This window comes from Streptosporangium sp. NPDC001559, from assembly GCF_042893955.1.
Taxonomy (GTDB): domain Bacteria; phylum Actinomycetota; class Actinomycetes; order Streptosporangiales; family Streptosporangiaceae; genus Streptosporangium.
Window position 1 is genome coordinate 224,864 of sequence record NZ_JBIAVG010000007.1, and the last position, 22,080, is coordinate 246,943.

Here is a 22,080-nt window from a genome sequence, read left to right on the forward strand (position 1 = left end):
CCAGGGCCGTCACGCCTACACCGTGCTGGACCGGCTGCTGAAGAGCACCGTGGACCCGCACCTGCAGCGACTGCCCGACGACCCGATCGTGCGCAGGCTGCAGGAGCGGTTCAGCACCGCCGTACGGGACGTGGGCATCGCCCTGGAGGAGCTCGAGCACCTGCCCGTCACACCGGCAGGCGTGCCTGCGCAGCACCCCACCGGTCGATACCGCGTGTGCTGAGGGCCTTCACCGCCCGCTGGGACGGCATCTGGCGGTGAAGGGGAGACGCGGTCAAAGAGCAGTGCCGCGCCCCGTCATGCCCTAACCCCAGCGCAAATCGCCGCATCCCTGCTGCTGACCGCGCACGCCCCCGCGGCCGACGCCACCGCATCCGTCGACGAATGCTGGAACCAAAAGGCCGTCCCCGTGGACGGCTACGCGGTCATGGACGCGGCGGGGGGACCGCCGAGATACGGGAGAAACCTGCCCAGTGCTCGGGTAGTGCCTGGTACCGGCACGGTGTTGTCGCCGGCCGAGGCCAGCAGGATCATCGCCCGCCGGTACCGGACTGTGCTGGTCGTGCCGCGCGCTGCAGCTTCTGCCCTTCCTGGCCCGTGGGCCTGCGGACCTTGACCGGTTGCGTCACCTGGCCTCCCGCGCCGATCGAACGTGATCAGCACCACCCACCCGGCAGGGGCGCCTTCCCCAGCATCGTGGTTACTGGCGCCTGCGCGGCGGGGCGAGGTGGACGGCGACGGCCTGATAGCTTCGGCACCGGGTTCGACGTAACGCATGACGAACCGTTTTTCTGTTCCGGGCTTGACCTTTCCCCTAGGTCAAGGTCCGACGATGCTCCACATGGACACCAACGCACTGCACACCGTCGAAGCCCGGATCCGCGAGCAGGCCGCCGCCTACTGCGAGTCCGACAACATCCCCGGGTTCGTCGCGGGCGTCTACCACGCCGGCGAGCAGATCGTCCTCGCCCACGGCACCGCGAACCTCGCCACCGGCGCACCGATGCGCGAAGACACCGGCTTCCTGTTCGGCTCCGTCACCAAGGTCCTGACCACCACGCTGGTCCTGCGGCAGGTCGACCGTGGTCTGCTGGACCTCGACACTCCGGCGGTGAAGTACCTTCCCGATTTCGCCCTGACCGCGCCGGGCGCGGCGGACAAGATCCTGGTCCGGCACCTGATCTCCCACACCAACGGCATCGACGCGGACCTGTTCTTCCCCGACGCTAAGGGCCGTGACGCCCTGAAGGCCTACGTCCGCGGCCTCGTGAGCAACTGCGGCACCTTGTTCGAGGCCGGCGAGCAGCTCAGCTACTCCAACGGCGGCATGATCGTCGCGGGCCGGCTGCTGGAAGTGGTGACCGGCCTGCCCTTCCACGACCTGCTCGTCCGCGAGATCTACGGCCCGGTCGGCATGAAGAACTCCAGCACCTCCGCCGAGCAAGCCATCCTGCGCAGCACGGCGGTCGGCCACTTCCTGGACCCCGAGACCATGACGGCCAAGTGCACGAACATGTTCACGCTGCCCGACACCTGGGGGCCGGCCGGCGGGACGCCGATCGGCACCGTTGCCGACCTGATCGCCTTCGGACGCACCCACCTCGCGGGCGGGGTGTCGCCTTCCGGCACGCGCGTCCTGTCGGCCGAGTCGACCGCGCTGATGCAGCAGGTCTCGTACGACATGGCGACCCCGAACACCCCGCCGATGGGCCTGGGCTGGGTGCTGTACCCGTTCGGCGACACGACCGTCCTGGCCATGTCCGGCGCGTCGCCCGGCGGTGTCTCCCTCCTGTGCATCCTGCCCGAGCACGATCTGGTCTTCGCCGCCTTCGGTAACACGCCGGGGGCGGTCATGCTGCAGGACCAGATCCTGCAGTGGCTGCTGAGCGAGCACCTCGGCGTCCAGATCCCCGCTCTGATCACCGAACTGGAGCAGGACGTCGACCTGACTCCCTACGTGGGCACCTACCGCTCCAACCAGCTCCGCATCGAGGTCAGCATCGTCGATGGTCAGCTTGAGGAGCGGACGACCTACGAACCGGCGGACGAATCGCAGAAGCAGATCTTCACCGAGTTCACCGGCGGCATGATCTCCGCCCCGCCGCAGCGCTACGTGCCCATCCGGCCGGGCCTTTTCGCCCCCGCCGGATACCCACTGGAGGCGTTCGACGGCTACCTGCGACTGCTGCTCGTCTCCTACCGCGACATCCGCGACGGCCAGGCGTGCTTCCGCAACGGTGGTGGCCGCTTGACCCGACGGGCCTGACCACTCCGACTGACCCGCCGGATGGAAGGATGCCCAGCATGTTCAGGATCGGCCAGCTCGCGGACTACGCCGGAGTGACCGTCAAAGCCATCCGCCACTATCACGAGCGCGGTCTGCTCGCCGAGCCCGGGCGCGACTCCTCCGGCTACCGGCGCTACACCGCCGCGCATGCCATCAAGCTCATCAAGATCAGGACCTTGGCACACGCGGGCGTGCCACTTGCCCGCATCAAAGACCTCCTCGACACCGACCCGGACGCGCTCACGGCAGCCATCGCCGAGATCGACCACAATCTCCAAGACCGCATCGCGCAGCTGCAGCGAACCCGCGATCAACTCGCCCAGCTGCGCGGCGGCGACCGGCTTTTCGTTTCCCCGCAAGTCGCCGACTACCTCGACGACCTGCGCAAGTCCGGCGTCAGCGAGCGCCAGATACACCTGGAACGCGACGGCTGGATCCTCGTGCAAACCGCCTCACCCGAGGACGCCTCCCTGTGGATCACCGAAAAGCACGAACTCATGGACGACCCCGAGTTCCGCGCCCTCTACCTCGAACATGACGCCGCCTACGACTGGTCACCGGACGATCCCCGCCTTCCCGCCCTCGCGGACCGTATCCGGATCTGGTTCACCCATCACCACAGCCGCTCCGAGACCCGCCCCGTCCACGACCCCGCCATCGCCCGACTGGCCGCACAAACCCAGCCTGGAGCCTCATCCCCCGCTTGGGACCGCCTGGCCCTGCTCATGAACGGCTAGCGACGACCACAGGCATCGCCTCCCGCCGCATCCGCCGCTCGAAGTCGTCGTAGTGCCGTACCACCGCGGCCATCTCCCGTATCCGGGCCGGCAGACCGCGCAGCCCGCCGGACCGCTCGGGCGCTACCTTCGGCCACGACTGGGGCAGAGGCTCCCACAGCAGGCGCATCACCATGCGATCACCGTAGCCCTGGCGCCGCCGGCGCCCCGGGGGAGAAGCTCAACCGATACGCCCCTCAGCCGCAGGGGCATGATCCGGCTGGGCGCCGTGCTCGGGGGAGCGCTCACGGCCAGATCTGATCGTTTTCGGCGCTCGGGTCCCGCAGCGGGCGCAAGGCGGCCCTGGTGCGAGCGCACGATGGGATAGCGGCCGTGGAAGTTGATGTGATCACATACCAGAGGAGACAGGCGGGAGCGGATCTCGGACGAGACGGCCAGGCCCTCGGGCTCAGGCTCGGGCCCGAGTTTCTCCTGCCGGATCTTGCCGCCGACGATCTCCACCGACGCGTTGCCCGCCAAGCCGTCGGCCATGTGCCGGTAGGTCTCCTCCAGCAGCAACTCCATCTCGGCCAGGTGCTCGGCGGCGTTGCCCGGCAGCTCCAAGGCGGCCAGCACCCGCGGCCGGTTGACCTGCCAGGCCGCGCCCGACAGCAGCCGGGCACGCGGGTCGCCCCACGCATCGGCTCCGCGGGCGAACACATCACGGCGTTTGAGCGCGACGTGCAGCGCCTCCAGCACGCAAAACGTCCAGGCGTGCTCGTCGATCAGCCCGCCGGGCGCCAGATGCGGGTTGCCCAGCACCGGACGCCGCCGGCCTCCATCGGCCAGCAACACCACATCAATGTGCTCGGCGGCCGGTTTGCGCTGGGCCTGCACCCTGGGCAGCTGGCGCAGCGCCTCCGCGATCGGCGCTCCGGCTCTGGTCACTCCCCATGGCACCACCTCGGCCAGCAACGCCACAAACCCTCGCACCGTGGCGTAGCGCTCCAGCAACTGGGCCCGCCACCCGGCATCGGCGTCGGGATCGCCGCCCTCGGGCAGCATCTCGTTCAGCTCCGCCAAGGCCTTGACCAGCTGCTGGCGGGGGACGACCCGCTCGATCAACTCCCACGCCTGAGCCACGCTCAACGCCCCTGCCCGGCTCCGCCCCGCTTCTGTGGCATCGCCGTCCGGGGCGTCCGGGGCGGTGATGCCGGCCGGTGGGGTGTCCATGAGCACGCTGAGCGCACTGGCCATCGTCGCTACGGCCTTACGAAGGCGGGACAGCCGCGGAAACGTGCCCGGCATCCGTACCGTTCCCCACTGGACCGCCCAGCCCAGCCGGTTGTGCGGGCGCCGCTTGAGCATCGCCCGCTCCGGCTCGGAGGTTCGGCTGGTTCCTCCATATTTCGGCCGTACCCGCAGCAGGGCCGGACCGGTACCCCATTCCGGACTGACGGGACGGGATGGGATGATGGCCGCATCATGACCGCCTCCCTGCCGTTCCGTCTCGTCCGCGCCGCGGTGTTCGCCGTGGTGTGCCTGGGGCTGAGCGTGCTGGCGCACCGGCTGGGCGGCGGATCGGTCTCGGCTCCGGTGGCGGCGGGCGGTCTGTCGCTGGCGTTCGGCGCCGCAGTGGCGGCCTCGGGACGCGAGCGTTCGCTGGCCGTGATCCTCCCGCTGCTGGGAGGAGTGCAGGCCGTACTGCACGTGCTGTTCTCCCTCGACCACGCTCCCGCGGCCCGTGACGCCATGGGCCACGTGCACATGTCAGGACTGGCACCGAGTGTGGGCATGCTGGTCGCGCACGCCTGGGCGGCCGGGCTGACCGCGCTGTGGCTGGCCCGCGGCGAGGCCGTGCTGTGGGGGCTGCTGCGCCGGCTGACGACGCGGTTGCGTCTCGTACTGGTGGCCTACCTGCGGCCGGTGTGCGAGCCGGTCGTCGTCGTGGCGGCGCCCGAGCCGGGACGGTTGCGTTCGGTGCTGCTGGCCTCCGCGGTGCCTCGGCGCGGCCCGCCGTACGCGCAGGTTCCTCTCCTTTCCGGCTGACCGCCCCGCGGCGGTGCCGGAGGAGATCGTCACGCCCGGGTTCGTCGGCCCGGGTGCCGGTGGCCGCGACGTTCGCGTGGCCCCGAAGTGATCCTGCGTGAATCCGCCGTCGGCACGACCGGGGTTTCCGGCTGCCGAGGCATGCCATGAGAGGCCTTTCCTTACCGTGTTCTTCTCCTTTTCGCGTTCCCGCGCCCTTCCCGCCCTGGCCCTGACGGCCGTGCTCGTGAGCGGCTGCGCCGCTGAGGGCACCACCTCCGCCGCGCCCTCGACGCCCCCGTCAAGCGCGGCCGCGTCTCCTGCCGCCGCGCTGACGATCACCGACCCCTGGATCAAGACCACCGGCAAGGGCATGACCGCTGCCTTCGGCACCCTGGTCAACAACACCGACACCGAGGTGACCGTGGTGTCCGGCGTCTCCCCGCTGTCGCCGAAGGTCGAGCTGCACGAGGTCGTCGAATCCGACGGAAAGATGGTCATGCGCCCCAAGAAGGGGGGCATCGTGATTCCGGCACGTGGTACCCACGAACTCGCCCCCGGCGGTGACCACATCATGCTGATGGGCGTCACCAAGAAGGTCGAGCCGGGCGCGGAGGTCCCGTTCACCCTCACCCTCGCCGACGGCGGCACCCTGGAGTTCACCGCGATCGGGAAGGAGTTCGCCGGCGGCAAGGAGAACTACCAGGGTGACGATGAGGGCGGTATGGACATGGGCGGCTCGGATGACAAGGACAAGAACTGATGCCCGAACCGGTCACCGGGCCTGGCGGGTTCACCCGGCGCGGCCTGCTGTCCGCCGGCGCCGTCGCGACCGGCGCCCTGGCCGTACACGCCCTGGCGGTTTCCGCGCCGGCACACGCCGCCACCCCCGCCACGCCGTCCGGGACCGCGACCGAGCCGTTTCACGGGCCGCATCAGGCGGGGATCGCCACCGCCCCTCAGGCGCATGCCGTCTTCGTCGGACTGGATCTGCGCAAGGGCGTCGACCGGGAGGCGATCGGCAGGATGATGCGCCTGCTGACCGACGACGCCCGCAGGCTGACCGAAGGCCGTGCGGCGCTGGCCGACACCGAGCCGGAACTGGCGGCACTGCCCGCCCGGCTGACCGTCACCTTCGGTTTCGGCCCCGGCCTGTTCACCGCGGCAGGTGTGGAGGACCGGCGTCCAGGGCAGATCGGGCAGTTGCCCGGCTTCTCCATCGACAGGCTGCAGGAGCGGTGGAACGGCGGTGATCTGCTGGTGCAGATCTGCGCCGACGATCCGCTGACCGCCGCGCACGCGCTGCGCATGATCGTCAAGGACGCCCGCGCCTTCGCCCGGGTGCGCTGGACACAGCACGGGTTCCGGCGCGCGGCCGGAGTGCAGGTCCCAGGGCAGACACAGCGCAACGTCATGGGTCAGCTGGACGGCACCGTCAACCCCGTCCCCGGCACCCCCGACTTCGACCGCGCGGTGTGGGTGGGCGAAGGGCCGGCCTGGCTGCACGGCGGAACCACCCTGGTCCTGCGGCGCATCCAGGCCGAGATGGAGACCTGGGACGCCGCCGACCGGGCCGCCAAGGAGTTCACCGTCGGCCGCCGCCTGGACACCGGCGCCCCGCTGACCGGCACCCGAGAGCACGACGAACCGGATTTCACCAAGCTGAGCGCGTTGGGGTTTCCGGTCATCTCGGAGTACTCCCACATCCGCCGGGCGCACACCGCCGACCCCGCCCTGCGGATCTTCCGCCGGGTCTACAACTACGACGAGGCCGTGACCTCCGACGGACGCGCCGACAGCGGGCTGGTCTTCGCCTCCTACCAGGCCGACATCACCCGCCAGTTCCTGCCGGTGCAGAAACGGCTGGCCGAGGCCGACCTGCTGAACAAGTGGACCATACCGATCGGTTCGGCCGTGTTCGCCATCCCCCCGGGCTGTGACCCCGGTGGCTGGATCGGACAGGGCCTGCTGACATGACCCCGCTCCTGCTCACCCGTCACCCGGTCTCCGGCGATGCGGACCCGGGCGCACCCGCCCTGTAGGAACCGCTCACGCCCCGCGGACCCGTCGTCGGCGCTCACACCGCCGGGGCGTGTGCGCCCGGCCATCGCCTCACGCGAGCGGGGGCCCTCTGTCCGAGGGCCTCCGTCCGAAAGCCTCCGGCCGGGACGGTTCCTGTTCGCCGACGGGCGGCTCGGCGCCGCCCGTGCCGCAACCATGCTCGCGCACCGCCGCGCGGTGACCTTTCGCCGTGCCGCGTACCCCCCATACCGCGTGAAACGGACTCATTCCATGACCTCCACGATTCCCCCTTCAGCACCTTTACCGGACTCTGCCGCCGACCCAGCCACCGACTCCACCGACTCCTCCCCGAAGAGTTCCGCGTCCGGCTCCTCCTGGCGCTACCGCGTCGTGTGGCGCTGGCACTTCTACGCCGGTCTCCTCACCGCGCCCGTTCTGCTGGTGATGGCGATCACCGGCGCGATCTACCTGTTCAAGACGCCCTTCGAGAACTGGCGCTACGCCGACGTGCGCGCCCTGCCCGCCCCCGTCGCCTCCGCACTGCCGCTGAGCAGTCAGATCCAGGCGGCCCTGGCCGTCCGCCCCGGCTCGAAACTGGACAGCGTCATCCCTCCACAGACGCCCGACCGCACCACCCGGGTCATCATGGTCGGCGGCGACCCGTCCAACCCCTGGGCGCCGGGGATGTCGGTGTACGTCCATCCCGGTACGGGCAAGGTCCTCGGCCAGATCGACGACTCGGCCACGTTCATGCGGGTCGTGCGTACCATCCACGGTGAACTGATGGCCGGTGTCGCCGGCGACAGGATCGTGGAGACCGCCGCCTGCTGGGCGCTGATCCTGGTGGTCACCGGTGCGTACCTGTGGTGGCGCGGCCCCGCCCGGCGCCGGCTGCCCCGCTCTGCGTGGCGCCCGCTCAAACGAGGGCGGCTGCGCCGCATCCACGCGGTGACCGGGGCCGGGGCCGGTGTGGTGCTGGTGTTCCTGGTGCTGTCCGGCCTTCCCTGGTCCGGCTTCTGGGGCGACAACCTCTCCAAGCTCCAGGCCTCGGTCGGATCCACCGTGCCCGACTCCGCGAAGTTCGCCCGCGAGTCGGTCCCCGCGAAGAACCTGACCACCAACCCCGATGCCGCGGTTCCATGGGCCGCCGAGCAACTGCCGGTGCCCGCCACCGAGGCGGAGGGCGGCGCCGGGCATGAGGGCCACGGCGGTGGTGCGGCCGGAGACGGCTGGCCGTACCCGGGGTCGATCACCGCCGAGCGGGCACTGGCCGCCGCCGCCCCGCAAGCAGGAGGCTGCGCCCCGCCCGGGTGCGAGCTGAGCGTGCTGCCTCCCATGGGGCCCACGGGCGTCTACACCATGGTCGCCACCGACGCCGAGGACCCGGCACTGGGCCGCACCGTGCTGGTCGACCAGTACAACGGAAAAGTCCTGGTCGACTATGGCTGGGAGGAGTACGGGGTACTGGCCAAGACCGTGGAACAGGGCATCGCGCTGCACGAGGGGCGCCGTTTTGGCACGGTGAACATGCTGGTCATGCTGGGCGCCTGCCTGGCGATGATCACTTTGGTCGTCTCCGGGGCGTGGATGTGGTGGAAACGTCGCCCGCGCGGCCGTCTCGCCGCGCCGGCCAGGAGCACCGACCGGCGCACCGCCTACGGGGTGCTGACGGTCATGGCCGTGCTGGGCGTACTGTTCCCGCTGGCCGGGATCACCATGGTCGCGGTGCTGATCCTGGACTGGCTGGTGGTACGCCGCATCCCGAAACTGAACGTCCTGGTCGGCTGAACCGACGCCGCCTCACCCGGCCTGCGGCACCACCGGTGAGGTGATCGACAGCCCACCGGGCCGGCCTTTCCGGCTTACTCGGCCTGCCCCCGCATACGCTTTCCACCCGGCGGCGCCCCGCTCCGCGTACGGCGGAACGGGGCGCCGCCCCCCGGACGGCTCGGTCTCAGGGTGGTGAAGCCGGCCGGTCATCTCCGGCCGGTCTCCTCGACGGACTTCAGTACGGCGTCGGCGATCGAACGTGGGTCGACGCCGAAGTGCTCGCGTACGGACTCCCGGGTGCCGGAGAGGCCGAACCCGTCGGTGCCGAGGGAGGTCCACGGCCGGTCGATCCACGGGCTGATCTGATCCGGCACGGCGCGCATCCAGTCGCTGACCGCGATCACCGGGCCCTCGGTCCCGGCCAGGGCCTGCCGGAGGTAGGGCACTCCGGTGGAGGTCATCGCGTCGCGGCGCAGTTCGCTCCACGAGGTGACCGACCAGACGTCGACGCCCACGCCGTACTCCTCCTGGAGCAGCCGTTGCGCGGCCAGCGCCCAGTGGATCGCGGTGCCGCTGGCGAGCAGATGGGCCTGGCCGCCGCCGGAGGAGTAGCGGTAGATGCCCTTGAGAATGCCCTCGCGCACGCCTTCGGGCATCGCGGGCTGGGGGAGCGGCTCGTTGTAGAGGGTGAGGTAGTAGAAGACGTCCTCGCCGTCGGGCCCGTACATGCGCCGGAGTCCTTCGCGCACGATCTCCGCGACCTCGTAACCGAAGGCCGGGTCGTAGGCCAGACACGCGGGGTTGGCGGAGGCGAGCAACTGGGAGTGCCCGTCGGCGTGCTGCAGCCCTTCGCCGGTCATCGTGGTCCGTCCCGCGGTGGCGCCGATCAGGAATCCGCGGCCGAGTTGGTCGGCCAGCGCCCACATCTGGTCGCCGGTCCGCTGCCAGCCGAACATCGAGTAGAAGATGTAGAACGGGATCATGGCCTCGCCGTGGGTGGCGTAGCTGGAGGCGGCGGCCGTGAACGACGCCATCGATCCCGCCTCGGTGATGCCCTCGATCAGGAGCTGGCCGTCGACCGCCTCCTGGTAGGACAGCAGCAGGTCCCGGTCGACCGACTCGTAGCGCTGGCCCAGCGGCGAGTAGATCTTGGCGGTGGGGAACAGCGACTCCATGCCGAAGGTCCTGGCCTCGTCGGGCACGATGGGCACCCAGCGGCGTCCGGTCTCCGGCTCCTTCATGAGGTCCTTGACCAGGCGGACGAAGGCCATCGTGGTGGCCACCGGCTGCTTGGACCCCTTCTCCAGGGACTGGAACGGCCGCTCGGCCGGTGCCGGCAGCGGCTGGTGGGAGACGGTTCGGTTGGGGATGGGCCCGCCCAGGGCGCGGCGGCGCTCGGCCACGTAGCGGACCTCGGGCGAGTCGGGCCCGGGGTGCAGGTACGGCGGCAGGTCCGCGTCGAGCGCCTCGTCCGGCACCGGCAGTCCGAGCCGGTCGCGCAGCGCACGGAACTCGTCCTGGGTGAGTTTCTTCATCTGGTGGTTGGCGTTGCGCGCCTCCACGCCGGTCCCGAGCGTCCACCCCTTGACGGTCTGCACGAGGATCACCGTCGGCGCGCCGCGGTGGTCGAGGGCCCGGCGGTAGGCGGCGTGCACCTTACGTGGCTCGTGGCCGGCCCGTGAGCCGCCGACGATGCGCCGCAGGTCCTCGTCGGAGTACGGCATGTCCAGCCCGTGGAACAGGTGCTGCCTGATGTAGGCCCCGGTCGAGGTGGCGAAGGTCTGGAACTGCCCGTCCGGCATCTCGCCCAGGCGGGACACCAGTTCGTCGGAACCGAGCAGCCCGTCCCATTCGGCGCCCCACAGCGCCTTGACGACGTGCCAGCCCGCGCCCCTGAAGACGCCTTCGAGTTCCTGCACGATGCGGGTGTTGCCGCGCACCGGCCCGTCGAGCCGCTGCAGGTTGCAGTTGATCACGAAGGTCAGGTTGTCCAGCCCTTCGCGGGCGGCCAGGGTGATGGCCGCCGTGGACTCCGGTTCGTCCATCTCGCCGTCGCCGAGGAAGGCCCATACGTGACTGAGCGAGGTGTCCTTGATGCCGCGGTTGTGCAGGTAGCGATTGAACCTGGCCTGGTAGATCGCGTTGAGCGGCCCCAGGCCCATGGACACCGTGGGGAACTGCCAGAACCCGCGCATGCTCCGCGGGTGCGGGTACGACGGCAGCCCGCCCTCGGGCTCGCGCCGGAACAGGTCGAGCTGGCCCTCGGTCAGCCGCCCCTCCAGGAACGCGCGGGCGTAGACGCCCGGGGACGCGTGGCCCTGGAAGTAGACCTGGTCATGACCGCCGTGGAAGAAATGGTTGAACCCGACCTCGTACAGCCAGGCGGCCGAGGCATAGGTGGCCAGGTGACCCCCGAGACCGAGCCGGCTGCCCCTGGTGATCATCGCCGCCGCGTTCCACCGGTCGTAGGCCGCGACCCGCTCCTCCAGTTCGAGGTCCCCGGGATAGCCGGGTTCCTCCGACGTCGGCACGGTGTTGATGTACCGGCTGCTCGTGGCCAGCCGCTTCAGCAGGTATTCGGCCCGTTCAGGGCCTGCCGCCCGGCGCACCGCCTCCAGCGACTCCAGCCACTCCGCGGTCTCCTGCGGGTCAATGTCCTTCTCCATGCCACCATTAAACACCCTATGATCGATCATAGGATGTTTCCATCCGTCATTATGGGACTGTGAAACCTGTCATGCGACTCCCGCTTCGTGATCAGATCCGGCAGGCCGTACTCGACGGCCTGATCAGCGGCCGATGGGGGCCCGGTGACCGCGTCGTGGAACGGCACATGGCGGCGGAACTGGGTGTCAGCCAGGCTCCGGTGCGCGAGGCACTGCGCGAGCTGGAGGCGCTCCGGCTCATCGAGTCGTCGCCGCACAAGGGCGCACGGGTCCGCCGGATCACCGCGACCGACCTGCGCGAGATCTACGAGGTGCGGGCGGGCCTGGAGGAGACGGCCGTGCGGCTGCGGCACCCGTCCGTCGAGGCGCTGCGGGTCCACCACGCCGGCCTGCGACAGGCCGCGGCCGCCTCCTCCGTGGCCGACCAGGTACACCACGGCGTCGCGTTCCACCGCGAGATCGTCAAGGCCTCGGGCAACGACGTGCTCCTGGCGGTGTGGGAGTCACTCGGCATCGAGGTGTGGACGCACCTGTCGATACGGCTGTTCCGGATGCGGCTCTGCGAGAACACCGCCGACCACGAGCCGCTCATGGCGGCGTTCGAGCGCGGGGACCCCGACGCGGGAGCTCTGCTTCGCGACCACATCCTCGGCTACGCCCCGCTCAACTGAGCACACCGGCTCCCCGCGAAGGCCGGCCTCGTCGGCGGCTTCGTCAGGTCCGGAAGCGGACCGGGGACCTTCTCAGGGGCGAGGGCGTCGCGCAGCGGAACGTTGTCTCCCGCCGCGCCCTCCCGAGGCTCACCGGACGGTTACGACCTCAGGTGATCGGCGGGACTTCGCGCTCGGACGCTCATCATGCCCCGTCACCGAGGCAGCAGGACCTCTACCCCTGATCGGTGAGCAGCCCTATCGTCAACCACCAGGGCGACTAAGATCATCGAAGGCATGGACGCATCACTGGAAATCGTGAAGGTCAACCGGCGACTTCGGCGGATGTGGGTTCGCCTGATCACCGCAGTGGCCGTCGCGGTGAGGCCGAGCCGGGTTTCCATGGCCGATCCGCACCGGCCGTAGGGGTTCACATGAGCTCAGAACGGCGGGCCGGGCGCGCGCCGGGTTCTGCGTTCCCGGCCTGAGCCACGGTCACCGCCCGGCCGTGTGCGCGAGGACGGCGGCGGCCAGTTCCTCGTGCACCTCCGGCGGCAGCGTGTGCCCCATGCCCTCGATGATCATCAGCCGCGCCCCGGGGACGCGTTCGGCGATGATCGCGCTGTGGCCCGGCTTGGCCGGCTCGCAGCTGCCCTCGATGACCAGGGTGGGCGCCTTCACCCGGTGCAGCACGCCCTCCGGCTCGAAGTCCGGCTTGGCCATGGCGGCCAGCCGGTGGTTGGCCACGGCCGACAGGTCGCGGGCACGGTCGTAGATCCGCTCCTGCAGCCGGCGCGCCGCGTCCTCGTCGAACGGCAGCTCGTCGCCGTGCAGGAGACGCTGTTCGGCGATCATGCCGTCGATCGTCGCGCGCCTGCCCTCCGGCGGCGGGCCGGCGATCAGCGCGCGGTAGAAGTCCACGAACGCCGGCTCAGGCTCCGGCAGACTGTCCTCGGGCTGCGGCTGTCCCATCAGGGCCCGCATGATCACCTCGCCCTCCCTGCCACCGAGCGGCGAGGAGCCGATGACGGTCAGCGAACGCACCCGCTCCGGGCGTTCCACGGCGACGTACTGGCCGAGCAGGCCGCCCGCCGAGTGGCACACCAGGTGGGCGCTGTCCAGCCCGTGGGCGTCCATCACGCGGTAGACATCGTCCTTGATGTCGTTCCACGTGTACGGGTGGGCCGCGAAGTCGACGGTGCCCGACATGCCGGTGTCCCGGTGGTCGTACCGGATCACCCGGCGGCCTCCGGCGGTCAGCCGGCCGACGAACTCGTCCGGCCACAGGATGGCCTGCGACATCGAACCCATGATCAACAGGATCGGCGCGTCCGTCTCGGCGCCGAACTCCTCACTCCAGATGGTGACGTTTTGCATGTCTCAAAGCATGCCGTCGCCGGCTACGGGCGCCTTCTGTAGAACTACTAGCCGCGCCAGATCCGTACGGGAGCCGATGCCCAGTTTGGGATAGATCTTGTACAGGTGGTACTCGACCGTACGCGGGCTCAGGAACAGTTGGGCGGCGATCTGCTTGCTCGACAGACCGTCGGCCACCAGGCCCGCGATGCGCAGCTCCTGCGGGGTCAGCGCGTCCAGCAGAGGCGCCGGGGCCGCGTGCGACTCACCCGCCGCGCGCAGCTCCTCCTGCGCGCGCCGCGCCCACGGCCTGGCCCCCGCCCGCTCGAACGTCTCCCACGCCGTACGCAGGTGCGCCCGCGCCTCGCCCGGCCGTTGCGCGCGGCGCAGCCGTTCGCCGAGCAGCAGGGACGTCCTCGCCGCCTCGAAGGGGTTGGTGTGCAGCTTCAGCGCTTCGCGGAAGGCGTCCTCGGAGGAGTAGGCGAGACCGCGGCAGCGGGCCAGCAGCGCGTGCGACTCGGGCGTCGCCGCGTTCGCCGACCACCGCTCGTACGCCTCCAACGCCGCCCGCGCGCCCGCCTCGTCACCCACGCCCACGGCCGCCTCCACCCGGTCGGGGGTCGTGCGCCACACCACGGTCGGATGTCCGCCGCCCGGCCCCGCGGACGCGATGGCCGTGAAACGGTCGTGCGCGGAGGCGTACCGGCCGAGGCACAGGTCGAGCAGCGCCCGCGCGTACGCGGCCACCCCCACCCGCAGCCCCACCCGATGCGGGACGGCGATCGCCAGCGCCTCCCGCGCCTGCCGCTCGCAGGCCTCCTCCTCGCCGCGCAGCGCGGCCAGCACCGCCAGATTGGCGAGATGGGCGGCCACCGTGTTGGCGTACCCGGCCTCGCGGGCCAGCTCCAAGCCCTCCTCCGAGACGGCCTGGCTGCGCGCGAGCTGCCCGGCGATGCGCTCGGCGGTCGCCACGAACTCCAGCACCACCGGCAACTGCCCGGCCATCCCCGACACCCTGGCCACCCGCCCCGCGCGGCCCGCCAGCTCGTTGGCCAGATCCGGTTCGCCCAGGTAGCTGGCCGCGGCCGACGCCCACAGCCATCCCGCCGCGTCCTCCGGCTCGCCCATCCTGGTCAGCGCCCGCCGCAGCAGGACCGGTCCGGAGGCGTCGCCGTCCACGGTCAGGCCGATCCCGGCCACGACGTCCCGCAGGAACCCCTCCGGGTGCGCCGCCGCCCGCCTGCCGAGCTCGACGACCGCGCCCATGTCGCCGACGTACGAGGCCGCCTCCGAGGCGTCGGCCAGCATGTCCAGGCCGTCGCCCGCCGCGAGGATCCGTACGGCTTCGGCGGCGTTGCCCGAGTTGAGTTCGAACCTGCCCCTGAGCCGGGCGATCTCCATGGCCAGGGCGGCGTCTGCGCCCGCGCGTTCGCGGGCCTCGGCCAGCAGGGACTCCGCCTGTCCCGGACGACCGCCGAGCCAGGCCGCGACAGCGGCGTCCTTCAGCCGTACGGCTCGGGCACGCCGTCCGGGCGTCAGCTCGGCCGCCCTGGCCAGGGCGGTGGCGGCGGCGGCGTATCCACCCCGGTCGCGTGCCCGTTCGGCGGCCTGCTCCAATGCGGCGGCGACCCTCTCGTCCTGGCCCAGCGCGGCCCCCGCCAGATGCCAGGCCCGCCGGTCGCCCGTGGCCGACTCCGCGAGGACGGCATGCACCCGCCGTACATCAGCCGGCTGGGCTCCCTCGTGGACCGCCGAGCGTATGAGCGGATGCCTGAACCGCACCCCGTCGCCCGCCATCTCGACCAGACCCGCCGCCTCCAGCTCGCCCACCACGACCTGCCCGGGTTCGGCGCCGGGCCGGGGGAGCAGGTCGGCGGCGGCGCGCAGGACGAGGGACAGGTCGGTCTCGACGGCGGCGACCAGCGCGACCAGCCGGGCATCGGAGGACAAGCCGGCCACGAGGTCGCCGAACAGCCGGGCGCCGCCCGGCAGCGGGTCGGGCAGCGGCTCACGGCCGACGAGCTGCGCGGGCGTCAGCCGGGCGGCGATCTCACCCAGTGCGAGCGGGTTCGCGCCGGTCAGCGTGACGAGCTCGCGCCTCACCGGCGCGGGCATCTCCCCGTGGCGCGCCTCCAGCAACTCGTCCGCCGCCGCCTCCGGCAACCCCCGTACGTCCAACGCCGCCGTCACGCCCTTGACCGGCGCGTCACCGCGTACGGCGAACAGCATGGCGACGCGTTCGGTCCCGAGCCGCCGGGCGGCGAACAGCAGCGCGTCGGCCGAGGCACGGTCGACCCACTGGAAGTCGTCCACCACGCAGATGAGCCCGTCAGGCGCGGCGGCCTCGGCCAGCAGCGACAACGCCCCGGCCCCCACCAGGAACCGGTCACCCGCGCCCCCCGCCGCCATGCCCAGCGCGGCGCGTACGGCGTCGCGCTGCGGCTCGGGCAACGCGTCGAGCGACCCGGTCACCGGCCACAACACCTGGTGCAACGCCGCGAACGCCAGATCGGACTCCGACTCGACGCCCGCAGTGCGCAACACCCGCATCGGCCCGCCCCGCGCCGCCGCCACGTCGAGCAGCGCGGTCTTCCCCGCCCCCGCCTCCCCCCGCAACACCACGGCGCCGCCGCGTCCCTCACGCGCCCCCGCGATCACCCCGTCAAGCGCAGCGATCTCCATCGATCTCCCAAAAAGCACACCCCCACCCTAGGAGCCCCTCCTCCGGGAGAAGTCGACCGCGCCCGTTAGGCGCCCTAAGGAGGCGGCAAGACTGTGAGCGAGATCTCCTTGGCTGGGAAGGCCGCGAAGAACGACCGGCGACGCGAGCACGTTCGCCCGTCACCAAGCACGGGTGAGAACGGGCTGTCCCGAAGGAAAGATGGGCGTGGTGAGTGACCAGGTGTCCGGCGAGCTGCTGGAGATAGCCGAGGCCCTTCTCCCCGGAACCTCGCTGAAAGCGGCGCGGCTCTTCCGCGGCGGGATCCACGACGTCGTCCTGCTCCCGGGGGTCGCGGCGGTGCGGGTCAGCAGGCTGCCGTCCGGGGCGCAGGCCCTGCCACGGCGGACCGAGGCGCTGCGGGCGATCGCGGCGGCCGGACTGCCGTTCGCGGTGCCCGAGCCGCTGACGCCGGTGACGATGTTCGGAGCGCGCGCCGCGGTCGCCGTCTCCTGGATCGACGGTTCCGGACTGCCCGAGGGAGTGGGTGATCCGGTGAGGATCGGCGAGCTTCTCCGGGCTCTACGGGAGTCCGCCGTCACCCCGGGGCTGCGAGCCGTACTGGGTGCGCCGCGCACCTTCACCGGCGGCCATCACTGGGCCGACGTCCTGGCCGAAGAGGTGATACCGCGCCTGCCCGGCAGGTGGCGTGAGGAAGGCCGGCGGCGCCTGGAGGACGCGCTGGCCCTGGAGGAGGTCCCGGACTGTCTTGTCCACGGCGATCTCGGCGCGGACAACGTCCACTGGAGCGGCGACGGTACGCTGATCGGCGTTCTGGACTGGGACAGGGCTCATCTGTTCGACCCGGCGGTCGACGCCGCCACCATGGGATGGCTGCACGGCTGGGACAATCTCCGCGAGGCCGTCGACGGTGCCACCTACCGGCGTGCCCGGGTCTGGGACCGGACGTTCGGGGTGACCCATCTTGTCGCGGCGCTGGACGGCAGGCCGCCGGCGAACGCCGACAGCTACGCGCGGCACGTCGTCGCGTGGTTGGAAGCAGATGCCTCGACCGGGTGACCTCCTCGACGGGGCGGCCCGGCCCGGGAGGGTTCCGCGGGTCGCGTCCACGGAGGACGTACGGGTTTTCGCCGGTGACAGGCATGGCTCCGGGAAGCGGTGACGGCCCTCGCGTGATCCTTCGGGTAGCGAAGATCGAGTTCGGAGGAGAGCCAGGTGATGGCCGCGCGGTGGCCGGTGCGGCACCGGCGGGACCGCCGCACGGACTCGTCCGGAGTCGTGATCACGCGGCGGAAAAAGGAGTGGGCGGGATCGCGTCGAGCTGGTAGCTTGCAGCTGACCGTGACACCGCCGAGGAGGTGAGACCCATGAACGCTGTATCGATGTGGGTGCTCCCCCTCCCCGTCACGGCCGGGCGATCGACGTAGGTGTCGCCGGGAGCGCCTCGCCAACAAGGCACTCCCGAAAGGCAACACCATGGACTTTTCGCAGGTCACCGCTGGGCTGTCGTCGAACGACACGGTCGAGCGCGACTTCACCCCGGCAACCGCCGACGCCGATCACGCGCCTCTCGTGTTCGACGTGATCATCGCCGGATGCGGGCCGACCGGCGCGACGCTGGCCGCGGAACTGCGGCTGCACGACGTGCGGGTGCTCGTTCTTGAGAAGGAGACCGAGCCCAAGTCGTTCGTCCGCATCGTCGGTCTGCACGCCCGCAGTCTTGAGCTGATGGCGATGCGAGGACTGCTGGATCGCGTCCTCGAACACGGAAGGCGGCGTCCGGCCGGTGGTTTCTTCGCCGCCATCCCCAAACCCGCGCCCGAGAACCTGGACTCCGCGCACGCCTATCTGCTGGGCATCCCGCAGCCGGTCATCGAACGTCTCCTCGAAGAGCACGCGATCGAGCTGGGCGCGCAGGTCCGGCGCGGCTGGACGGTGGCCGGTTTCGAGCAGGACGACGAGGGCGTGACCGTCGAGCTGGCCGACGGGCGACGGCTGCGTTCGCGCTATCTCGTCGGCTGCGACGGCGGGCGCAGTACGGTGCGCAAACTGCTCGGTGTCGGCTTCCCCGGCGAGCCCTCGCGGACCGAGACGCTGATGGGCGAGATGGAAGTGGGTGTGCCGCAGGAGGAGATCGCCGCCAGGACGGCCGAGGTCCGCGAGAGCCATCAGCGATTCTGGCTCCGGCCCTTCGGGGGAGGGGTCTACAGCGTTCTGGTCCCCGCCGCGGGAGTCGGCGATCGGGCGGAGCCGCCCACCCTCGAAGATTTCAAACAGCGGTTGCACGCCGTCGTCGGAACCGATTTCGGCGTGCACTCCCCGCGCTGGTTGTCCCGCTTCGGGGATGCCACCCGGCTGGCCGAGCGTTATCGGGTCGGACGGGTGCTGCTGGCCGGTGATGCGGCGCACATCCATCCGCCCATCGGCGGACAGGGCCTGAACCTGGGCGTTCAGGACGCGTTCAACCTCGGCTGGAAGCTGGCCGCGCAGATCCGCGGCTGGGCCCCGGAAACGCTGCTGGACACCTACCAGGCCGAACGTCACCCGGTCGCCGAGGACGTGCTGGACAACACCCGCGCGCAGACGGAACTGCTGTCCACCGAACCGGGCGCGCAAGCCGTGCGCAGGCTGCTCACCGAACTGATGGACTTCGACGAGGTGAACCGCCACCTGATCGAGAAGATCACCGCGATCGGCGTCCGCTACGACTTCGGCGCAGGCCCCGACCTGCTTGGCCGCCGTCTGCGCGACATCGAGGTGAAGCAGGGCCGCCTCTACGATCTGCTGCGTCATGGCCGGGGCCTGCTGCTGGACCGCACCGAACGCCTGGCCGTCGGCGGCTGGTCGGACCGGGTCGACCACCTCGCGGATCCCACCGCGGCGCTGGATGCTCCATGCGTCCTGCTACGCCCCGACGGCCACGTCGCCTGGGTCGGCGACGACCAGCAGGCCCTGGACGACCACCTCTCCCGCTGGTTCGGCGAGCCCGCTCACTGATTTCGTCTGAGCGGTCGCCTTCGGGTCGAGCCGCCAGGTCGCAACGATGTTCGGCGGCGGCGCCGACCTGGCGGCTCATAGGAGACGGCGTGGTGAGCGGTGCTCACCACGCCGTCTCCTGTCGTCCGGTAAGGCAGTGTTGTACGACCGGACCGAACCGGGCCACCAGCTCATCGGTGGACGCGGAGGCGATCGGCTCGATTCGCATGATGTAACGCGCCACCGCGAGGCCCAGGACCTGGACGTTCACCATCCCCGCCCGCAGCGCGGCGTCCGGTGTGCCGAGCGTCGCCACGAGCCGGCCGGTGATCTCCCGGTCGATGAATTCGCGGAGCAGCGCTTCCGACGCCTCGTGGGTGGGGGCCGACCGGGTGAGCATCACGAGCGGTGTGCGGTCAGATTTATCCAGGTTCTCCAGGAGCGTCCGGACGATGCGCTCACCGATGCCGTCGAGGCCACCGGCGAACATCGACTCGATGGCCGACGTCAGGTGGGCGGGCATCTCGGTGGCCGCGGCGAACAGGCCCTGCTTGGTGCCGAAGAAGTAGAACACCATGGCCGGGTCCACCCCCGCCTCGGCCGCGACCGCGCGCACCGTCGTGCCGCCGTAGCCGTTCTCGCGGAACAGCGTACGGCCGGCCTCCAGGATCTGCTGCCTGCTCTGCTCGCCGGATCGCCAGCGTCCGGGACGAGTGGGGCGACTGTGTTCTGTCATGGCGGGAAGAGCCTATCGGACCTTTCTTCATCAGTCGATGATGTTTCTTCCCCGGCGCGGGGTACGCTGAACTTCATCAACCGATGAAGAAAGGTGGGCGGGATGCGGGTGATCGTTGTCGGTGCCGGGCTTGGCGGGTTGACGCTGGCCCACGGGTTACGCCAAGCGGGCGTCGACGTCGCGGTGTACGAGCGGGACGGGCCACAGGGGCGCCCGCAGGGCGTCAGCCTGCATTTCGACGACAGGGGAACCGCCGCGCTGCGCGCGTGCCTGCCGCCGCGGCACGTCGCGATGGCGGAGGCGACCATGGGCGGCCCGCGCGAACGGAGGCTGTTCCTGTCCGAAGCGGACGGGGAGCTCAAGGTCGCGCGCGCCCAACCGCTCGCCGGTACCGAGGGACCGGTGCGGCCCGGCCGGCAGGCGCACCGGCCGCTGCTACGGGCGGTGTTGCTGACCGGACTGGAGGAAACGGTGCGGTTCGGGGCGCGGTTCACACGGTTCGAGCAGCGGGCCGACGGCACCGTCAGGGCGTGGTTCGCCGATGGCGGCACCGACACGGCGGACGTGCTGGTCGGCGCGGACGGCATCGGTTCCGCGGTCCGGCGCCAGTACCTACCGCACGTGCGGGTGGCCGACACGGGAAAGCGCATGGTGATGGGGGCGACACCGCTGCGGGCAGTGGCCGGCACCGGGCTGCCCGAGCTGATCGGCCACAGCGCCACCAGCGCGCGGTCGCACGGCACGATGATGGCGATGGGCGCGCTGCGGTTCACCCGGCCACCGGCCGCCGCGCGGGAGGAGTGGCTGCCCACCCTGGACCACCGCGCCGTCGCCGAAGCCGAGGACTACGTGATGTGGACGCTGTCCGTCACGCGGGAACGACTCGGTTCCGCCGGATCACCGGCCGACGCGTGGCACCGGGCCAGGGGACTGGCCGCAGGCATGCACCAGACGTTGCGGCTGGTCGTCGACCGGGCATGGCCGGACCTCACCGTCGCGCTGCGGATCGGGCTGATCCCGCCGACGCCGGCATGGCCGGCCACTCCGGTGACGCTCATCGGCGACGCCGTCCACGCGGCACCGGGTTTCGGCGGCAACCTGGCGATGCGGGACGCCCGCCGCCTCCGTGACGAACTGGTCCGAGCCGCCCGGGGAAAGCGGGACCTGCACGCCGCGATCGGCGCTTACGAGGACGCGACGCGCCGCGACAACCTCTCCGCCACCAGCCCGGGAGCCCGGCGGCGGACCGGTGCCGAGGAGCCGGGCGCATGAACCTCACCATGCTGACGCGGAAGTCGCTGTCCCTGTTCGCCGCGGTGGGTGGCTGGCGCACGCTCGCGGAGGCCGTCGCGTCTCGTGCGCTGTTCCTGGTCGCCTATCTGACGAGCGGTCGTGTACCGGCCTCCGCGCTGGTCGCGGTCGTCGGCGTGTTCGTCTTCGCGGTGGCCCGGGTGTGGACCGACAGGAAGTACTGGCAGGCGGCCGGTGGGCTGCTCGTGGTGGGGGTCTCCGCGTCGCTGGCGGGGAGTACCGGGCGCGGGGTCGACTTCTACCTTGTGGGTGTGCTGACCAGCGCGGCTGGCGGGGCCGTGTTCCTGGTGTCCGTGCTGGTGCGGTGGCCGGTGGTCGGGTTGGTGCTGGGGGCGGCGCGCGGCGATCGGTTCGGCTGGCGGCGAGATCGCGCGAGGCGGCGGCGCTACCAGAGGTGCACGGCGATCTTCCTGGCGAAGTTCGCCCTCGGCACGGCGTTGATGGTGCCTCTGTACCTGGACGGGCAGGTGGTCGCGCTCGGGATCGCCAGCACACTGCTGACCGCGCCCGCGACGGTCTTCTGCGCCTATCTGAGCTGGCGCATCCTCCGCGTCGAGGGGGACCCCACGGGGCCGGCGCCCGCCGCGACGACACCGAGCCCCGGCTGACGGCCGCATCCGGTCCGGCCGGTGTACCGGCTCTGTGCCCGCCGTGTTTCGAATGGTGCGTGGCGACGCGGCACCACCGGGAGGCCCGGCGCTCGGGTCGGTGTCACCAGCCGCAAAGTAGAGCGTCCGCGCTGGTCAGAAGGCCCGGACGGCGGGTGGCCGTCGGAGCGGTTACGGCTGTGGACAACCGGGTCGGGGCAGTGGCCGAATCACGGCGTTCGGATGTTCTAGGGCATTGATCCGGGCGAATGTGATTCGAAAGACCGGACAGAGT

Annotated in this window: 18 protein-coding genes and 1 pseudogene; 12 read left to right on the forward strand and 7 right to left on the reverse strand. The window is 71.1% G+C overall.

Going from position 1 to position 22,080, the window contains the following annotated elements:
- The first annotated feature begins 22 nt into the window (after positions 1 to 22).
- Positions 23 to 223 carry a hypothetical protein gene (locus ACFYY8_RS18020; RefSeq protein WP_390042069.1) on the forward strand — a complete coding sequence of 67 codons (201 nt, stop codon included), beginning with the start codon at positions 23 to 25 and terminating at the stop codon, positions 221 to 223.
- A 269-nt stretch (positions 224 to 492) separates the two neighbouring features.
- On the opposite strand, the pseudogene ACFYY8_RS18025 reads toward ACFYY8_RS18020, so the two are convergent.
- Positions 493 to 629, reverse strand: a pseudogene (locus tag ACFYY8_RS18025) (IS630 family transposase); the annotation flags it as partial.
- Positions 630 to 841: 212 nt separating this feature from the next.
- On the opposite strand from ACFYY8_RS18025, the gene ACFYY8_RS18030 reads away from it, so the two are divergent.
- Together ACFYY8_RS18030 and ACFYY8_RS18035 are read left to right on the forward strand one after the other, a co-directional pair.
- A complete protein-coding gene (locus tag ACFYY8_RS18030) occupies positions 842 to 2,266 on the forward strand; it encodes a serine hydrolase domain-containing protein (protein ID WP_390042072.1) in 1,425 nt (474 codons plus the stop codon).
- 38 nt (positions 2,267 to 2,304) lie between these two features.
- Positions 2,305 to 3,024, forward strand: coding sequence for a MerR family transcriptional regulator (locus tag ACFYY8_RS18035; RefSeq protein ID WP_390042074.1), 720 nt, complete (start codon positions 2,305 to 2,307; stop codon positions 3,022 to 3,024).
- On the opposite strand, the gene ACFYY8_RS18040 is transcribed toward ACFYY8_RS18035, so the two are convergent.
- Both ACFYY8_RS18040 and ACFYY8_RS18045 read right to left on the reverse strand, forming a co-directional pair.
- Positions 3,011 to 3,199: a hypothetical protein gene (locus ACFYY8_RS18040; protein ID WP_390042076.1), complete on the reverse strand. Its 189-nt coding sequence runs from the start codon at positions 3,197 to 3,199 to the stop codon at positions 3,011 to 3,013. The two genes, ACFYY8_RS18035 and ACFYY8_RS18040, sit on opposite strands and share 14 nt — an antisense overlap.
- Complete coding sequence (locus tag ACFYY8_RS18045) at positions 3,193 to 4,371, reverse strand: hypothetical protein (RefSeq protein WP_390042080.1); 1,179 nt, start codon at positions 4,369 to 4,371, stop codon at positions 3,193 to 3,195. The genes ACFYY8_RS18040 and ACFYY8_RS18045 overlap by 7 nt, the downstream gene beginning before the upstream one ends.
- Positions 4,372 to 4,488: 117 nt before the next feature.
- On the opposite strand from ACFYY8_RS18045, the gene ACFYY8_RS18050 reads away from it, so the two are divergent.
- The 4 genes from ACFYY8_RS18050 to ACFYY8_RS18065 all read left to right on the forward strand — a co-directional run bounded on the left by ACFYY8_RS18050 (position 4,489) and on the right by ACFYY8_RS18065 (position 8,841).
- Positions 4,489 to 5,052 carry an MFS transporter gene (locus ACFYY8_RS18050; RefSeq protein ID WP_390042083.1) on the forward strand — a complete coding sequence of 188 codons (564 nt, stop codon included), beginning with the start codon at positions 4,489 to 4,491 and terminating at the stop codon, positions 5,050 to 5,052.
- A gap of 166 nt (positions 5,053 to 5,218) precedes the next feature.
- On the forward strand, positions 5,219 to 5,794 hold the full coding sequence (locus ACFYY8_RS18055) for a copper chaperone PCu(A)C (protein WP_390042085.1): 576 nt from the start codon (positions 5,219 to 5,221) through the stop codon (positions 5,792 to 5,794).
- Entirely contained in the window at positions 5,794 to 7,008 is a 1,215-nt protein-coding gene (locus ACFYY8_RS18060) for a Dyp-type peroxidase (RefSeq protein ID WP_390042087.1), read from the forward strand. Before ACFYY8_RS18055 ends, ACFYY8_RS18060 begins: the two co-directional genes overlap by 1 nt.
- A gap of 315 nt (positions 7,009 to 7,323) precedes the next feature.
- Positions 7,324 to 8,841, forward strand: coding sequence for a PepSY-associated TM helix domain-containing protein (locus ACFYY8_RS18065; RefSeq protein ID WP_390042089.1), 1,518 nt, complete (start codon positions 7,324 to 7,326; stop codon positions 8,839 to 8,841).
- Positions 8,842 to 9,029: 188 nt separating this feature from the next.
- Here the strand turns inward: ACFYY8_RS18065 and aceE are convergent, their stop codons facing one another.
- The gene (gene aceE, locus ACFYY8_RS18070) at positions 9,030 to 11,489 is read right to left on the reverse strand and encodes a pyruvate dehydrogenase (acetyl-transferring), homodimeric type (protein ID WP_390042091.1); all 2,460 of its coding nucleotides are present in this window, start codon (positions 11,487 to 11,489) and stop codon (positions 9,030 to 9,032) included.
- Between the two features lie 71 nt (positions 11,490 to 11,560).
- Here aceE and ACFYY8_RS18075 point away from each other — a divergent pair, with 71 nt between their 5' ends.
- Positions 11,561 to 12,160 (forward strand): GntR family transcriptional regulator, encoded by a 600-nt coding sequence (locus tag ACFYY8_RS18075; protein ID WP_390042093.1) that lies wholly within the window; start codon positions 11,561 to 11,563, stop codon positions 12,158 to 12,160.
- 474 nt (positions 12,161 to 12,634) lie between these two features.
- Here ACFYY8_RS18075 and ACFYY8_RS18080 read toward each other — a convergent pair whose 3' ends face one another.
- Positions 12,635 to 13,516 carry an alpha/beta hydrolase gene (locus tag ACFYY8_RS18080; RefSeq protein ID WP_390042095.1) on the reverse strand — a complete coding sequence of 294 codons (882 nt, stop codon included), beginning with the start codon at positions 13,514 to 13,516 and terminating at the stop codon, positions 12,635 to 12,637.
- A gap of 3 nt (positions 13,517 to 13,519) precedes the next feature.
- Complete coding sequence (locus ACFYY8_RS18085; protein WP_390042097.1) at positions 13,520 to 16,195, reverse strand: LuxR C-terminal-related transcriptional regulator; 2,676 nt, start codon at positions 16,193 to 16,195, stop codon at positions 13,520 to 13,522.
- Between the two features lie 190 nt (positions 16,196 to 16,385).
- On the opposite strand from ACFYY8_RS18085, the gene ACFYY8_RS18090 reads away from it, so the two are divergent.
- Together ACFYY8_RS18090 and rox are read left to right on the forward strand one after the other, a co-directional pair.
- Positions 16,386 to 17,234 carry a phosphotransferase gene (locus ACFYY8_RS18090; protein WP_390042099.1) on the forward strand — a complete coding sequence of 283 codons (849 nt, stop codon included), beginning with the start codon at positions 16,386 to 16,388 and terminating at the stop codon, positions 17,232 to 17,234.
- A gap of 513 nt (positions 17,235 to 17,747) precedes the next feature.
- Complete coding sequence (gene rox / locus ACFYY8_RS18095; RefSeq protein WP_390042424.1) at positions 17,748 to 19,172, forward strand: rifampin monooxygenase; 1,425 nt, start codon at positions 17,748 to 17,750, stop codon at positions 19,170 to 19,172.
- 103 nt (positions 19,173 to 19,275) lie between these two features.
- On the opposite strand, the gene ACFYY8_RS18100 is transcribed toward rox, so the two are convergent.
- On the reverse strand, positions 19,276 to 19,887 hold the full coding sequence (locus ACFYY8_RS18100) for a TetR family transcriptional regulator (RefSeq protein WP_390042101.1): 612 nt from the start codon (positions 19,885 to 19,887) through the stop codon (positions 19,276 to 19,278).
- Between the two features lie 102 nt (positions 19,888 to 19,989).
- Between ACFYY8_RS18100 and ACFYY8_RS18105 the strand changes: the two genes are divergently transcribed.
- Both ACFYY8_RS18105 and ACFYY8_RS18110 read left to right on the forward strand, forming a co-directional pair.
- The gene (locus ACFYY8_RS18105) at positions 19,990 to 21,159 is read left to right on the forward strand and encodes an FAD-dependent oxidoreductase (protein ID WP_390042103.1); all 1,170 of its coding nucleotides are present in this window, start codon (positions 19,990 to 19,992) and stop codon (positions 21,157 to 21,159) included.
- Positions 21,156 to 21,806: a DUF3159 domain-containing protein gene (locus ACFYY8_RS18110; RefSeq protein ID WP_390042105.1), complete on the forward strand. Its 651-nt coding sequence runs from the start codon at positions 21,156 to 21,158 to the stop codon at positions 21,804 to 21,806. Before ACFYY8_RS18105 ends, ACFYY8_RS18110 begins: the two co-directional genes overlap by 4 nt.
- Positions 21,807 to 22,080: the final 274 nt, after the last annotated feature.

Bases quoted from the DNA above. Each gene is read 5' to 3' on its own strand.
- ACFYY8_RS18030 (WP_390042072.1), top strand. From the start codon at position 842: ATGGACACCAACGCACTGCACACCGTCGAAGCCCGGATCCGCGAGCAG.
- ACFYY8_RS18035 (WP_390042074.1), top strand. From the start codon at position 2,305: ATGTTCAGGATCGGCCAGCTCGCGGACTACGCCGGAGTGACCGTCAAA.
- ACFYY8_RS18040 (WP_390042076.1), bottom strand. From the start codon at position 3,199: ATGGTGATGCGCCTGCTGTGGGAGCCTCTGCCCCAGTCGTGGCCGAAG.
- ACFYY8_RS18045 (WP_390042080.1), bottom strand. From the start codon at position 4,371: ATGCTCAAGCGGCGCCCGCACAACCGGCTGGGCTGGGCGGTCCAGTGG.
- ACFYY8_RS18050 (WP_390042083.1), top strand. From the start codon at position 4,489: ATGACCGCCTCCCTGCCGTTCCGTCTCGTCCGCGCCGCGGTGTTCGCC.
- ACFYY8_RS18060 (WP_390042087.1), top strand. From the start codon at position 5,794: ATGCCCGAACCGGTCACCGGGCCTGGCGGGTTCACCCGGCGCGGCCTG.
- ACFYY8_RS18065 (WP_390042089.1), top strand. From the start codon at position 7,324: ATGACCTCCACGATTCCCCCTTCAGCACCTTTACCGGACTCTGCCGCC.
- aceE (WP_390042091.1), bottom strand. From the start codon at position 11,489: ATGGAGAAGGACATTGACCCGCAGGAGACCGCGGAGTGGCTGGAGTCG.
- ACFYY8_RS18075 (WP_390042093.1), top strand. From the start codon at position 11,561: ATGCGACTCCCGCTTCGTGATCAGATCCGGCAGGCCGTACTCGACGGC.
- ACFYY8_RS18080 (WP_390042095.1), bottom strand. From the start codon at position 13,516: ATGCAAAACGTCACCATCTGGAGTGAGGAGTTCGGCGCCGAGACGGAC.
- ACFYY8_RS18100 (WP_390042101.1), bottom strand. From the start codon at position 19,887: ATGACAGAACACAGTCGCCCCACTCGTCCCGGACGCTGGCGATCCGGC.
- ACFYY8_RS18105 (WP_390042103.1), top strand. From the start codon at position 19,990: ATGCGGGTGATCGTTGTCGGTGCCGGGCTTGGCGGGTTGACGCTGGCC.
- ACFYY8_RS18110 (WP_390042105.1), top strand. From the start codon at position 21,156: ATGAACCTCACCATGCTGACGCGGAAGTCGCTGTCCCTGTTCGCCGCG.